This window comes from Streptomyces sp. NBC_01410, from assembly GCF_045040195.1.
In the GTDB taxonomy this organism is placed as follows: Bacteria; Actinomycetota; Actinomycetes; order Streptomycetales; family Streptomycetaceae; genus Streptomyces.
In genome coordinates this window covers 388644-402327 of record NZ_CP109530.1, presented here as the reverse complement: position 1 = coordinate 402327, position 13684 = coordinate 388644, and the positions used below count along the sequence as shown (strand labels likewise).

General features: G+C 67.0%; 10 protein-coding genes and 1 pseudogene. 5 read left to right on the top strand and 6 right to left on the bottom strand.

What is annotated here, in order from left to right; translation table 11 throughout:
• Positions 1-64 precede the first annotated feature (64 nt).
• Positions 65-922 (bottom strand): class I SAM-dependent methyltransferase, encoded by an 858-nt coding sequence (locus OG741_RS01885; RefSeq protein WP_405594418.1) that lies wholly within the window; start codon positions 920-922, stop codon positions 65-67.
• Between the two features lie 84 nt (positions 923-1006).
• On the opposite strand from OG741_RS01885, the gene OG741_RS01880 reads away from it, so the two are divergent.
• A complete protein-coding gene (locus OG741_RS01880) occupies positions 1007-1549 on the top strand; it encodes a helix-turn-helix domain-containing protein (RefSeq protein ID WP_405605347.1) in 543 nt (180 codons plus the stop codon).
• 600 nt (positions 1550-2149) lie between these two features.
• Positions 2150-2502, top strand: a pseudogene (locus tag OG741_RS01875) (transposase); the annotation flags it as partial.
• A 195-nt stretch (positions 2503-2697) separates the two neighbouring features.
• Here OG741_RS01875 and OG741_RS01870 read toward each other — a convergent pair.
• Positions 2698-4833: an NACHT domain-containing protein gene (locus tag OG741_RS01870; protein WP_405594415.1), complete on the bottom strand. Its 2136-nt coding sequence runs from the start codon at positions 4831-4833 to the stop codon at positions 2698-2700.
• Positions 4834-5094: 261 nt separating this feature from the next.
• Between OG741_RS01870 and OG741_RS01865 the strand changes: the two genes are divergently transcribed.
• Together OG741_RS01865 and OG741_RS01860 are read left to right on the top strand one after the other, a co-directional pair.
• On the top strand, positions 5095-6234 hold the full coding sequence (locus OG741_RS01865) for a DUF6183 family protein (RefSeq protein ID WP_405594413.1): 1140 nt from the start codon (positions 5095-5097) through the stop codon (positions 6232-6234).
• A gap of 245 nt (positions 6235-6479) precedes the next feature.
• Positions 6480-6971: a hypothetical protein gene (locus OG741_RS01860; protein WP_405594410.1), complete on the top strand. Its 492-nt coding sequence runs from the start codon at positions 6480-6482 to the stop codon at positions 6969-6971.
• A 317-nt stretch (positions 6972-7288) separates the two neighbouring features.
• On the opposite strand, the gene OG741_RS01855 is transcribed toward OG741_RS01860, so the two are convergent.
• The 4 genes from OG741_RS01855 to OG741_RS01840 all read right to left on the bottom strand — a co-directional run bounded on the left by OG741_RS01855 (position 7289) and on the right by OG741_RS01840 (position 10419).
• A complete protein-coding gene (locus OG741_RS01855; RefSeq protein ID WP_405594407.1) occupies positions 7289-7600 on the bottom strand; it encodes a hypothetical protein in 312 nt (103 codons plus the stop codon).
• A complete protein-coding gene (locus OG741_RS01850) occupies positions 7597-8982 on the bottom strand; it encodes a hypothetical protein (RefSeq protein WP_405594405.1) in 1386 nt (461 codons plus the stop codon). Before OG741_RS01850 ends, OG741_RS01855 begins: the two co-directional genes overlap by 4 nt.
• Before the next feature lie 5 nt (positions 8983-8987).
• Complete coding sequence (locus tag OG741_RS01845) at positions 8988-9449, bottom strand: hypothetical protein (RefSeq protein ID WP_405594403.1); 462 nt, start codon at positions 9447-9449, stop codon at positions 8988-8990.
• 847 nt (positions 9450-10296) lie between these two features.
• The gene (locus OG741_RS01840) at positions 10297-10419 is read right to left on the bottom strand and encodes a hypothetical protein (protein ID WP_405594401.1); all 123 of its coding nucleotides are present in this window, start codon (positions 10417-10419) and stop codon (positions 10297-10299) included.
• A gap of 374 nt (positions 10420-10793) precedes the next feature.
• On the opposite strand from OG741_RS01840, the gene OG741_RS01835 reads away from it, so the two are divergent.
• Entirely contained in the window at positions 10794-13526 is a 2733-nt protein-coding gene (locus tag OG741_RS01835) for a hypothetical protein (RefSeq protein WP_405594399.1), read from the top strand.
• The last annotated feature ends 158 nt before the right edge of the window (positions 13527-13684 follow it).

Sequence of the window (13684 nt, the reverse complement as noted above, 5' to 3'; positions counted from 1 at the left end):
GTACTCCAGAAACGAGGCAGGAAAGAAAGAGAAGAGAACGGGCGCACGGCGGAGGCCGGCCGGCCTAGGGGCGGCGGGCGATCCAGGTGGTTCGTGTCGTGCGGACGCTCAGGTCACCGCGGCGCACGATGCCGAGCAGGTGGGTCTCGTCCAAGAGGGCGTCGAGGGCGGCCAGGTCATCCGCTTCCAGTGCGTCGTCGGCGTGGGAGCGCAGCTTGGTCAGACAGACCTGCGCGTAGCGGCCCAACGCCGGACCGGCCTGGGAGGCGGTGAGGCGGATCTCGAAGGGGCGGCGCGCCTCCACGGTGAAGCCGGCGTCCATGAACGTCCGGTCCCATTCGTGCGGCGGCTCGGTGTTCGTCACGGCGTGCAGCCGTGCCTCCAGCCCAGGGCGGCCGACGCCGGCGTCCTCGGGCAGGAAGCGCGGGAAGAAGTCCATCTCGCTGACCGCGAGCAGACCGCCCGGCCGCAGCTGCCCGTACGCTTGAGCCAGCATCCGGGCCGGATCGCTCAGGTGGTGCAGGAAGGCAGCGGCCCACATCAGGTCGTACGGCTCCGCTTTGCCGGACAGGGGCCATGGCTCGTCCAGGTTCGCCTCCAGCGTGCGGATACGTCCTGCGACGCCGTGCGTGGCTGCCTGCTTCTGCAGCCGGTGCAGCATCTGGGGCGAGATGTCCGCTGCCGTCACCGACGCGGCGGGGAACCGGTCGGCGAGCGCGAGACTGCCGGTGCCGGGACCACTGCCCACGTCCATGATCCGCGCCGGGACGGAGTCGGCGAGATCCGCGATCGAGTCAGTCAGCTCCGTGAGGTACGGCTTGAGGACCTCGGCGTCCAGCTCCAGCAGCTCCGCCATCGCGACGTCGAAGCCGCTCGCACGCTCGTGCCCGATATGACCGTGAGTGGTGTGGTGTGTACTCATGCTCCGACGGTATGACGATCACTGCCAGCTGGTCATACGCTCTTGCCTGTGAAGCAAGAATCGACTCTCGACGCCATCGTCAGGATGCGGATCCGGTCCCTGCGCAAAGCACGCGGCTGGTCACTGGACAACCTCGCCGAACGCGCCGATATCAGCCCGTCCCAGCTCAGCCGGATCGAGACCGGGCACCGCCGCATCAGCCTTGACCAGCTCACCGCCATCGCGAGCGCCCTGGGCAAGTCCGTCGACCAGCTCGTCGAGTCCCCCGACGACTCCGATGTCGTCATCCGTCCCGACCGCGACGAGGACCGGGGGCTGACCACCTGGCTCCTCAGCGGCGATAGCGGCCCCCAGGGCCTGACCGTCGCCAAGATGCGCATCACCGACCCGGCGGGCGCCGTCGCGCCGGACGACCTCGGAGTCCACCCGGGCCGGGACTGGTTCACCGTGCTGTCCGGCACGGTCGTCCTCTACCTCGGCGAACGCGTCATCCGCGTCGAGGCCGGACAGGCCGCCTCCTTCTCCACCATGACCACCCATACCCTGCGCGCCGACCGCGGGCCCGCCGAGGTCCTGTGCATCCTCGACCACTACGGCGAACGCAACCACCTCCACGCGAGCCCGTGAACGATCGCGATCGCCAACGCCCGGGACGCCACGGAATGCCGTGCTCGCCGCGATGTCCGGCATGGAGCGCAAGTACATCCGCGACCGAACCCTCGAAGGCCACGAGTCCGCCCGCAAGCGCGGCAAGAAGATCGGCGCTGGCGTCACCGACCTCGACATGCTCTCCCCGGCCCTCCACCTGCGCGACCAGGAGATGAGCCTGCGTGACATCGCGGCCCGGCTCGTCATCACCAAGAGCGCCAAGAAGGGACAACAAGCATTGCGCAGAGGTGCTGTACGGCGGTGTCCCTCGCCCTCGCGACCCCCATGCTTGCGGCCCCGTTGCCAGATCAATGCTGCGCGGCTCCTGGCTGAGGATCTCGGTGCGTTGGTGGTCGCCGGCGACCGGGCTGCGGGTAGCGGGACCATTAGTGTTCGTACATTGCCTCGTCTGCTGCGCGGGGTGTGTCCTCGACGGAGGTGTCGCAGCTGGCCCAGGCGATCCCGATGCTGATGTCGACGCGTACGCCGCGGCTTTCGGCCCTTATGGGCAGGATGACGGCGTTGCGAAGTCTGACAGCTAGAGCGTGTCTCTTTGACAGGTAGGTCAGTTGATCGTATGTGTCTGTCCGGTTAGTGATCACTGATGCGATGTGGGACGGGATCGAGCCTTTGATGCCGGCCGATCCGGTCCGTGGATGACGGTGGGCCGACCACCGTCGGACCCTGGAAGCCATCGCGTGGAAGTACCGCACCTGCTCGCCCTGGGGCGATCTGCCTGAAGAACTCGGGCTCTTTCAGACCGCGCACAAACGCCTGGTCAGGTGGGCCGTGGACGGCACATGGGAACGGATCCTCGCGGCTGTCCTTGCAGTTGCGGATACCAACGACGACGTGGGCTGGACAGTCATCCCCAGGTGACCAGCTCGCGGGCTCACCGTGAGGAGGCGGCGAGGCTCCGCAAGGCCCTGGAAGTCGCGCCAGGGCGAGAACCTCGACCTCCGTCGGCGCCTGGCCCGCTACGAGGCCGACTGAGAAGCTGTGTCACGTCTTCTTTTCGCAGGTCACGGCAGCTCGACTTGTGATGGTGACTTCGGGTTCGGTTTGGCTGGGCGTCTATGGCCGCTGAACTGGAACGGCAAGCCTATCCACGATGTACTCGTAGTACGTCAAGTGCCGTTATTGGGCGCGAGGTGGCGTTGCAGGTCGATGTGCCGGAACTGATACACCGCTCCGACTTGCCGCAGCACCCCGCGGCGTTCGTGCGCATCCTTGAGGAAGGCCATCAGGTCTATTGGCAGTTCGCGACGCACACCGAGGCAGAGCCGGACAACCGTGTAATCGGCCCAAACCGCCTGAAGCCGCCCCAGTGTTACGGCGACCCCGAGCCCGACTGCGGCCCCGACGGCAAGTCCGGACATGGGTTCGATTCCCACCCCGAACATGATCCCGAACACAAGTCCGGGCGCCAACCCGAACGCCAGGGCGAGGAGGAAAAAGGACCGGCGGTCTTGAGTAATGAGCATGTCCGGCCCCACGACAGTGGTCAGGTCAGGCGTCTCTGCCGTGAGGCCGGCCCGGAGCCCCATGGCGAGCATGGAAGCGAGCACGATTGTGAGCCCAACCGAGACCCCCACCACGGGCGCGACCGCCACAGCGACCCCAAGCCCGACCACGAAGGCCACCCCGAGCCCAACCACAACCCCGAGCAGCAGGTGACGGCCGAACGCTCTTGATGACCAGCGCAGCCGAGTACTCGGCGTGAGGGCGTTCCGCCTGGTCGTCACCGCAGCCGCCAGCCCCGCTGGAAGCCCGAACATGAGCCCGAACATGATCCCGGCCGCGAGCCTGCCCCCAATCTCGCCCCCAACCGTGATCCCCATCCCTGTCCCGGCCACGACCCCGGCCACGATCCCAACCGTAAATCCGAACAGCGTTGCACGGATAGCGGAGGGGAGGGTGTGGTGGAGTTCCCACCACGCCAGGTCAGGGCTGCCTGCGCGTTGGTTCTGCAGGAACGTTGCGAGGAAGACGAAGGTGTGGTGGGCCTGTTCGGCTGTCCAGCGGGGTGGGTGGGTCTGGTGGGGGGTGTAGGCGGCGGGGATGAAGGCCCGGAAGAGGTGGGTGTTGATGGCGTCGTGGTCGGGGTAAACGGCTGTGTCACACAGTTCGTCCGGGTGCGGTGCCGACGGGGATGCGGTGGGTGTGCCGGGGCGGGGGTTGTAGATGGTGCGGGCCAGAAACAGGCCCAGCGGGGTGGCGAGCGCTTGTCCGACGGGGCTGGGGGTGCCCAGATGGGTGATCACGGTGTTCCACCGGCTGGCTGCGGGAGTGTGCTGGCCGCCGGCGTCGCGGCGCAGGTAGTCGGCGGCATCCTGGGCCTTGAGGGGGAGGAGTTGGATGGCGGCGGCGCTGTTGAGGCGGACGGTGGTGCCCGGCCGGGTCAGGGCCGTGCGGTAGGGGGTGGTGCGGCTGGTCAGGACCAGGGGCTGTTGGGCGGGCAGTGCGAGGTTGAGCTTGTCGAGTGCGGGGGCGTGCTGGGATGGCGGCAGTTCGTCGAAGCCGTCGAACAGGGGCAGGATGTGGCCCGCGTTGAGCAGGTGCAGGGCCAGATCACTGGGCTCGGCGTCGGCGGTGTCCGTGCGGGCGACCAAAGGCGGAGCTGCCGAGGCTAGGCCGGGGTGGGCGCGGCGTAGCTGGTCGGCCATCCATGTCTTCAGTGGCTGGTCGGGATCCCAGGAAGCCAGGGAAAACAACACCGGCACCGGGTCGCCGTTTATGCGGCGTGCGATGAGGTCCTGCAGCAGCCGGACCAGCAGCACGCTCTTGCCGGCGCCGGGTTCGCCCAAGATGACCAGGCGCTGTGTGGGTACCCGATCGGAGAACACCTGTCCGATCTCCGCATCCTGGCCTGCCAGCCCGGCGGCATCTGTAGGCCACAGGGTGGGGTTGCCCGGGGGGCCGCCGGGCAAGGCGCGGGCCTGGCTGGTCAGCAGCGGCCAGTCTTCGGCGAGGTCGTTGCCGGTTGCCCGCCAGGCCACGGGCAGCGGGTAGGGGTCGTTGACCCGGCGCACGGCCGCTTCGTTGTCCCACTGGGTCCTGACAGCCACCACCAACTGCTCCAGGACCTTGTCCATATCCACAGGGTCCGCTTCGGTGCGATCGGCATGAAACGCCGCCCAGGCAAGGTAACCCGGCGCCAGGGTGGGAAGCACAGCCGCAGCGGTTTGGGCCACTCCGAGATCAAAGCGCCGGGCCAGAACGAGCGCTGCGATCAGCGCGATCACCGACAACAGCAGATACACCCTGCCCGCACGCTCCGTCCCCGGGCCGCGCCCCCAATGTCCCATAACAGGAAATCATGGCCTAACTCCCGCAGGACAAGTGGCCGTTTGGCCATGCGGCCAAGCACAGTTTGCTAGCCAGGCCGCCCACTAAACGCCCCCGCGCACTGGCTCCTTGCACGGCGCATAGCGCTTTGAACTGTGGAAAGGGGATGTGACACAGCTTCTGAGGCTGCGAATAACGGCATGCCCCTTCGATCAGCACTCCAATAGGCTCACGACGTGAGCGGCCGAATACAGAAGATCGTGACGCAGTTGCCCGACCTGAAGAGCGTGACCAAGGTGTGGGCCACGGCCGAACGACGCCTCGCCAAGGGCGATGCCGCGTTCGTGGCCGACCTTGGTATCGCCTTGGCGAACAGGTATGGCTCCTCCGCCGCTGAAGTCTGGCAATACCGCAGCGTGCTTGACTATCTGCTCCGTCTGCTGACCACCACCCCAGGCCATGAACATGTCGAGCAGGCGGTGCGGCTTGTGTCCGCGGCCGGGTCCACCAGGCGGAAGCTGGCCCGGTCTGCGGCGTCGTTGCTCGCTGCGGGCCAGGTCCCGGAGAACCTGACCGCCATTTTCGCGGGCGGCAGCTCACGTGCCGGTGCTTCGGAGGAGCTCCGGATGTGCCTCGTGCACGAGTTGGTGCTCAGAGGGGTGACGATCGGGGAGATGCCGGAAATCGAGGGATGGGCGACGTCACCGCACTGGCGACGTCATCCGCTCGCATGGCTGCCGCTGGAACTTTCCGTGATTGAGGCGACGCCGCCCCTGCCGAGTTACTCGGTGGGTGGGAGCAGCTATTCGATGCCATACGGGCCCCAGGACGGCCCTGGCGTCACGCTCGGCAACGTCACGCATGTTCCACTGGCGACCGAGACGACGACAGAGCAGTTCGGCGCGGCCGTCGCTGCGGCTGTGGCCAGGATCGAAGAGTCGAACGGACGCGTCGAGGCTGGAACGTATGACCTGGCTGAGCCGGTCGAGACGGGATGCCTCCCCGACCTGTTGGCGACTCTGGGCCTGGATTGCTTGAACGGGGTGGGGTCACGCAAACGCCTCGCGCTCGCCTCCTGTCAGCCGGATCAGGTCTGGCGCATGCTCTTCGCGGCGGCATCGACCGGCGGTGCGTACAACCATGGCGAGTACGGCGCATACGGGCGACTGGCCGCCTGGCGTTCCCTCGCCGCTCTGTCCGGTACAGCCTCGGAGGCGCCGGTTGGCGAGGTGGAACGCAACGCCCAGGCGTGCGACTGGTACAGCTTCGGTGCCGCCACGAAGTGGTTCGAGCGCGTCGCCTGGGACATAGGTCTGGTCTCTGTTGCCCCGGGCTATCGGCGGCTCGCCGTCCTGGCCGCCACGGACACGGACTGATCGCGGCAGGTGATCCGCGCCTTGCCCCACCAGACGCAGGGGAATGTCAGCGCTATGCCGCTGACATTCTGAAGTACAGAAATGCTGACTCAGGCCGTCGCGGGTACGGATACGAGGTGGTCGATGTCGACGTCGGAGGCGGCGTACCAGGTGGCGCCGTCGTAGGGGGAGTACTACACCAACTCCTACTCCTGGACCGTCGCCGATAGGATGCGGCTGTTCCTGGCCCGGCACAGTGACGGTGTGTGCACACGGAGTCGAAGCAGCAGTACGCCAAGGTCGGGGATGTGGTCTTCTTCAACTGGGGTGGCAGAGGGGTCTGGGACTTCGCCGGCGTCGTCACCAAGATGGCCAACGGAAAGGCCTACGTCACCGCACACAGCGAGCGGCACGTGGGCGGACATTGCCCAGGTCAAGCCGGGGTGGTACTGGTGCGCGGACTCCTTGGACGCAATTGGGTCATGGCGGCGGTCCTGGCCCTGTGCCTGGGGGCGGCAGGCTCCGCTTGGTGGGTGCTTCGCGAGACCGCGCCCTATGCACTGGCGGATACACCCGCGGTGGATGTGACGGTCCGGCCCGTGGAGTCCCGATACCCCGAGGCGGGGGAGGTCGCCCGCGAGGTCGAACTGCTCGTCACGGTGTACGTGCAACGCCTTCAAGCCGGTGACGCCTCGGCCCTCGCCCGTATCGGCGCCCCGTGGTACACCGACAAGGAGAGCGGGCCGCACAGGGCCTGATCTCCAGGTACGGCACACACGCCGACGAGCCGGTCGAAGCAGTCGTATCAGACCCGTCACACCGGGTCTGGCCGCCGTCGAACTTCGCTTCGGCGACGGGCGGCGACAGGAAATGGACCTCACCCAGGACGACGATGTGTGGTGGCTGGCACTGGGGACGGGTGATCCTGTGAGGCCGTAGGTACCGGCCTCCCATGCGTGAGTGCAACCGCTGCCCACAAGTGCACTTGTGGGCAGCGGTTGCTGCATGTCCTCGATGCCCGGAGTGAGCCGTCACCGTAGGGGAGCGGGAGAGCGGCTGTCGAACGAGTGGCCCGTCAGCTGCCCGCCCCCTGTGGGTAGTTCTGCGCGATGTACATCCAGCGCGCGGCCCCCAGCGCCAGGAATACCACCGGCGGCGCCAGCCACCACGGCCCCAGGGCTTTTCTGCGCAACGGCAGCAGGGACAGCAGTAGCGTGGCTGCACCGGCCGCGATGACCATGGCGCACGCGGCCTCAATGCCCGTGAGCGTGCTCTCGTCCCAGGTCCCCTGCGGCTGTGTCACGAGTGCCGCGTAGGCGAGCCAGGCGGTCACGAGATGGGCGAGGAGGAGCAGCACTCCCCAGGGGCTGCGCAGTTCACGGATCATTTCAGGGCGCTCCTTGCCTCGTCCAAGTTGGTGTCGAAACCACGGCCGTACCCCTGAGCCTGGTCGTTCTGCCAGTAGGGGCCGCCGTTGTAGCGGGCCGCCAGTTCCTTGCGCTGCTCCCGGGTCATTTCTTCCGCCGGCACATCGGCGAAGCCGGACTCCTCCTTGAGCATGGCCAGATACTCCGAGGCGATGAACATGTTCTGCCCCGGATCCTGGAGGGCCGTTTCGATCGTGTCGCGCTGGCTCTCGGTGAGATGCGCTGGATCGTATCCGAGCACCTCCGCGGCGCGGCGTACCTGGATGGCGATGGGGCCGAAGGATGTCTCGTCCGGGTTACCGCCGAGCCGGTCGGGGAGTGCCTCCGGAGCCATGGGCAGCCATCCGTCCTTGGCGAGGCCCCGGACGGTGTCGACGCCGTCGTCCATCCATCCCCACTGGCCGCCGACCTCCTGCCAGGCGATTCCCGCGACCATGTCGGCCGGGAGTCCCGACCGCTCCGCCGCGGCCTTGATGATCTCCTTGTTGGCCGCGATCCATTCCCGGCGCTCCTCTGCGTTCCTCGGCACCGCCCAGTAGGCATCGGTCGCCTCGGGCAGCGAGGTCAGCTTCAGACGGATGTCCATCAGGGACGCGGACACATCGTCCTTGCCGACCCGCTTGGTGAACTCCGCCTTGGCGCCGCTGCCCTCCAGCCGCGTCAGGGAATCGGCGCGGGCCTCGGTGACTTCGGCGCGGAGCGCGGGCATGGCGGAAAGGAGGTCCTTGGCGTCGGCGAAGCCGCCGCCGCGGTAGTCCGGGAGCGCCTTGTAGGCCTGGTCGAGCGACGTGGTGCACGCCTCGCGGGCTCGGCTCTCCGCCGATTTGGCGACGTCGTAGTTCGCGCTGGCGTTGTCGTGCGCGCGGTTCGCGTCGTCCTTGATGTCGTCGATGTCGACCGTGAGTTCGGCGGCCCAGTCGAGGAAGCCCGTTGTGCCGCGCAGATCCTCCCACTGCCGCATGGGCCCGGCCTGCTGTGCCGTACGTGTGACGGCGTCGGCGACCTGGGCTATGAGGTCGGCGAGAGTCTGCTCGTCCGCCTTTCCGTTCGAGTAGTGCGCCTTCGCGGTCCGCAGCGCGGAGGCGTAGTGCATGAGCGCGCCCTGTGCCTTGTCGTAACCGTCCGCGAGATGGGTGACCAGGTCGCGGGCCTCACGCAGCCGTTTGTCGTAGGGCTTGCGGCCCTCGCTGATCCAGTGGGTGTGGGTGGCCGCGCGCTGTACGCCGGGCTTCGCCTCCAGGAGCAGATCGCGCAGTCTGCGGAACTCCAGGGCGTTGCGCTCGATGAGTGCGGGATTGCAGTCCTCGAGGAACTCGACGTCGTCCCGGTACGTGTAGGCCATTGTCGTCACCTGTCTTCCGGGGACACGTACTTGCCGGTTTCGAGGACGGCGTTCAGCAGTCCGCCGGCGACCTCGCCGTCGTACGTCACATACGTGCCCTTCGTCTCCCGCAGCCGGGTGGAGAGGGCGGCGAGCAGCGCGGTCGCGTCCTGGTACTGGTCGTCGGCGAAGCGGGCGAACCGGTCGACCTTCGCCGCGACATCGGGGTGCGAGCGGGGTACCCGTGCGGTGGTGCAGAGATCGCCGTCGGGTCGGCCCTCGTAGAGCAGACCGGCCAGTTCGATCAGCAGGTTCGAGTTGCCGTTGAGTGAGCTGTGACTGACGTCGATGCCGTCGCCCCCGCCCTTGCCGCCGGAATGCGGGCTCCCGCCCTCACCGCGGTCGGCCGGCACCTGGTCGATCTGCATCCGTGTGGCATGACGCTGGGCGGCCTCAGCCTTCAGCTGTTCCCATTCGTCCCATGGCATGGGTGTACGTCCTCGCTTCCCCCGGGCAGTCGTACGTGCGCACGAGCATCCGTTCTCCATGATCATGACTGATGACCGTGGCGGATCGGTTCCGCCAGTGCGGAAGATCACGAAAAGAGCACAGCGCCTGCTCGCGCCCTGCTCCAGATCGCTCCCGTGATGGGAGGAGATCGGCGTGGACGACCCGTACTGTCGCAGGGAGCCGGAGCTGGCCAGCCGCTGACCCCGGCAGGCCGTTCCGGAGCCGCTGGGCCAGCTAACCGCCAGCCGGGCAAGCCGTCACCGGTGGGCGGCCCGCGTGTCCCGGACGGGAAGGGGAGACCGGAGTGCGGTCCTTCGATGTCGGCGAGACGGTTGTGCGGGCACCATGTGCCGTACCCGCCGACGGGGTTCGACGCGCGCGACCGTCCCGCAATCCGGCCCATCAGACCCTCGAAGGATTCCTGCCAGCGAACAGGGTCTACGCCCGAGACCGCTGCTTGATCATTGATTGTCACACAACAACCATGATCAACGGCGGTCTCTGCACGTGCTCCACTTGACCCGGTAGTCCACGCCATCGACCCGGTAGCGGGCGCCGTCGACGAAGCGATTCGGCAGCCAATCTCCGGGCCGTGGCTGGTGCCTGACGGTGCGGCGTGAGCAAGTCGGTCAACTCGTCGTACCGAGCATCGATCCCCCCGCCACCGGGATGGCTATCCAGCCGGACCGCACCCGCCTGGCGTCGTTGCTCCCACCTGACGTAGATCGCCCACTGTTCTCGTTCCAGCGCCAGAGCATCCTCGCTGGCAGGCCGCACGCTGTATTCGTCATCGCCATCGAGGTGGTCGTCGTCGGGGCACTGGAACTAGTGCGGCACTACGTCGACGTCGGCGAGTCCCGCCCGAGGCCCGTCGTACCACTCCAACTCGACGTAGACGCGCTCGAAGCCGTCAGCTATCAACTGCTGTTCATCCCAGATCTGAGCCACGCGAGCAAGCTACCTGCGACCGATCCTCAAGCGCATGATCACGATCTACAGCTGGAGTATTAGGTCAGGCCTTAGCCCAGCGCACGAAATCACCGTAGTTGACCGTTACTGTCCGTCCTGAGTGGTGCGAAGTGGTGCGCGATTCGACAGCGGAAGTCGCCTGCGGCCCATCGAGGTCGGCTTCGCCGACGGGCTGCAACACCCGAGCATGTTGCAGCCGGTCTGTAACCTCTGTTGCGAGTGTCCGGGTGGATCTCACAGGTCAGAGCCTTAGCCAGACAGCCGGATCGTCCTTCGGCGACGCCTATGATGCGTCGGCCGCGCACGTACGCGCGGTTGTCTTCCGGTCGTGGCCGGAGGGCGGGAGGGACATCATGGGAACGAACGCACGGATACCCGGGTGGAGAAGAGTCGCTACGGCGCTGTTGGGCGCTCTCGCGTTGCTGGTGTCGATGGTCGCCGGCGCGGGAACCGCCCGGGCGGCGGAAGAGAGTGCGCTGCCCGGCGGCAAGAGCAATTGGGTCGTGTCGGTCGGAGGGCTGGACACGCCGACGGACGCCAGCGACAACGACAGCTGGGTCCGGCTCGGCACCTACGTATTCGGCACGGACGGCAAGGTCACCACCAAATACTGGGCGTGGCACCAAAGCCAAGAGCCAATGCGCAAGAACGCCCTCAAGACGGACTGCGGGGGCGACTTGCCCGGCTGTTGGGTGCGGACCGTGGATGGCTACGAAGCCGGAAATGAACCCACCGAAGGCTTCCGTGGCATCTACTCCGTCCAGGGCGGAATACTCGACGTGACCTGGCAGGAGGACATCAACGGCACGAGGCTGGACCAGGACCTGACCGAGCGCTGGGCCATCGGGACCGGTCTCGCCAAGGACGGTGTGGCCCGTATCAGCAGCCCCACGTTCTACGAGTACAACGGCGCAACGTTCAACACCAACGTGACCGTTCCGCAGAAGGGCACTCCAGGCGCCTTCTCCAACTACAGCGCCACCTTCGGCATCGGCTACGGCAGCAACTACTCGCTGCAGTCCGACAGCCGGGTGCCAATGAGCACGCTGCTCTCCGACCAGGAGTACCGGAAGCAGAAGTACCGGGGCGCGTTCGTCCGGGTGAACGGCCTCGCCGTAGGACGGGAAGGTACCGGCGGCGACTGGACCTTCAGCGGTCAGGACACCGATGAAACCGGTGACCCCGAGACCAAGGCGGAGAATCCGGCCGATCCGTGGCGGAAGTGTACGAGCGCTGAGTGCATCGGCTTCCTGCAGACCGGCACGAGCTGCCACAAGCAGGAGGACGACGGCGACCGGGTCCGGTACATCGCAGAGCTCGGGTCGGGACGGCGCAATCTCGAAGAGTACTGGTGCCAGGGACTGGCCGGAGTCAACAACACCGAGTGCTACCAGTGGAACTCCCACGCCCGGCCGATGCTCCAGGTGATCGACGATTCGGGCAGATTCCAGGGCTGGGTCGGCGTCGAGCCGTTCACGCACGTCAGCACGCAGACGGGCACGGGGGACCAGGCCTGGACGTCTGGCTACTGGGGCGTCTTCGACATGGTGTCGATGTCCCAGCTGAAGCCGACCATCCCCCCGACCCTGCCGGCGCGGACCTTCTCGAAATTCGACATCCCGTACGGAAACAGCTACGCGTCGGGCCACCTGATTTGGGATGCACTCAACAGGAAGGTGTCCTGGCTCGGGCACAACCGCGTCTACAGCGACTGCCGGTACATGGAGTTCACCTCCTGGACCGCGGGTGGGACGAAGCAGGTCACAGCATCGCCGCGCTGGTGTATCGGCGATTCGGACACACCGCCGCTGCTGCCAAACGGCAAGCCAGACGGCAAACCGAACAACAACATCTGGAAGAGCAACGGTACGCATACGTTCCCGTCCGCCGCGCCCAACCGGGTCCAGGTGACCTATTGGGCAGCCGGAAGCAAGGAAGGTGTTGCCGTACCGGTGGGCACAATGGAGTGCACCCCGCAGCTCGGCCGCTGCGTGCCGGCGACGCGGGACGGATGGCCGATCACAGGGTTCCGGCTCACCCACGGCGCCAGCATCGGCGCGGGCGCGATCACCTGGTATAACGAGTCCGCCGACATCTCTGGCAACAACCACGTGGCCAGCGGCTGCCGCTACATCGAGTTGACCGGGAGAGCGGCCGACGGATCGGTGCAGCGGAAGACGACGAGCCCGTGGTGTTCCTCCAGCGGCGCGGATCGCGCTTTCGGACCGACCAAGGTTGATTTCAGCTCTCAGGGTGTCGCGCTCTCGAGCATCATGGTGACCTACTGGGCGTCGGACGAGGGCGACCACTCCTACGCCACGAAGATGACGCAGATATGCACGCGCGCGGGCTGCACCACTGACAACGACGCACGGTACCCGGAGACCCAGTTCCAGGTGGCTCACGGCGCCAGTGCCACGACGGGGTCAATCACCTGGTACTACCAGTCTGCCGATGTCTCGGGCAACAACCATGTGGCGAGCGGCTGTCGCTACGCGGAGATTGTCGCCACCGCGGCCGACGGGTCGGTGCAGAAGAGGACGACCAGTCCGCTCTGTTCCTCCACCGGAGGGAACCTCGCCTTCGGCCCGGAGAAGTTCGACTTCCCCGGGGTAGAGAGCGGAATCGCACGCTTCGTCATCACCTATTGGGCGTCGGAGGACGGCGGACTGACCTACGCCACGAAGGAGGTCCAACTGTGCACGCGCGGCGGCTGCGTCAGCGACAGCACGGCGCGTGACGGCGTGACGGAGTTCCGTGTGACGTATGGCGCCAGTGTCGGTTCGGGCTCGGTCACATGGGTCAACCGGTCCGTCACCGTCCAGGGCAACAACCATGTCGCCAGCGGCTGCCGCTACGTCGAGATCATCGGTACCGGGGCCGACGGATCGACCAGAAGGGTCACGTCCAGCCCCTACTGCTCCGCCGGCGACCGGCCGTTCGGTGGGACTCAGGCCTACGTCCTGGACTTCTCCCAGGTGGACAACGGGGCAAGCAGCGTCCGCGTCAACTACTGGGCGGACGACGGCGGCGGCTACACCGTGAAGGACACCGCCGTATGCACGCGCACCGGCGGCTGCGTGTAACGCGCCAATAGTGTGCCCCTCGGGCGCCCCTGCCGCGGGTCTGCGGGAGGGGCGCCCTGCCATGTCGGCAGGCCCGTCAGCCGAGGCGGCAGGAGCGCCACCGCCGCCCGCTCCGGCTGATCACTCCGACTTGTTCCATCCGGAGGAGTTGATACGCC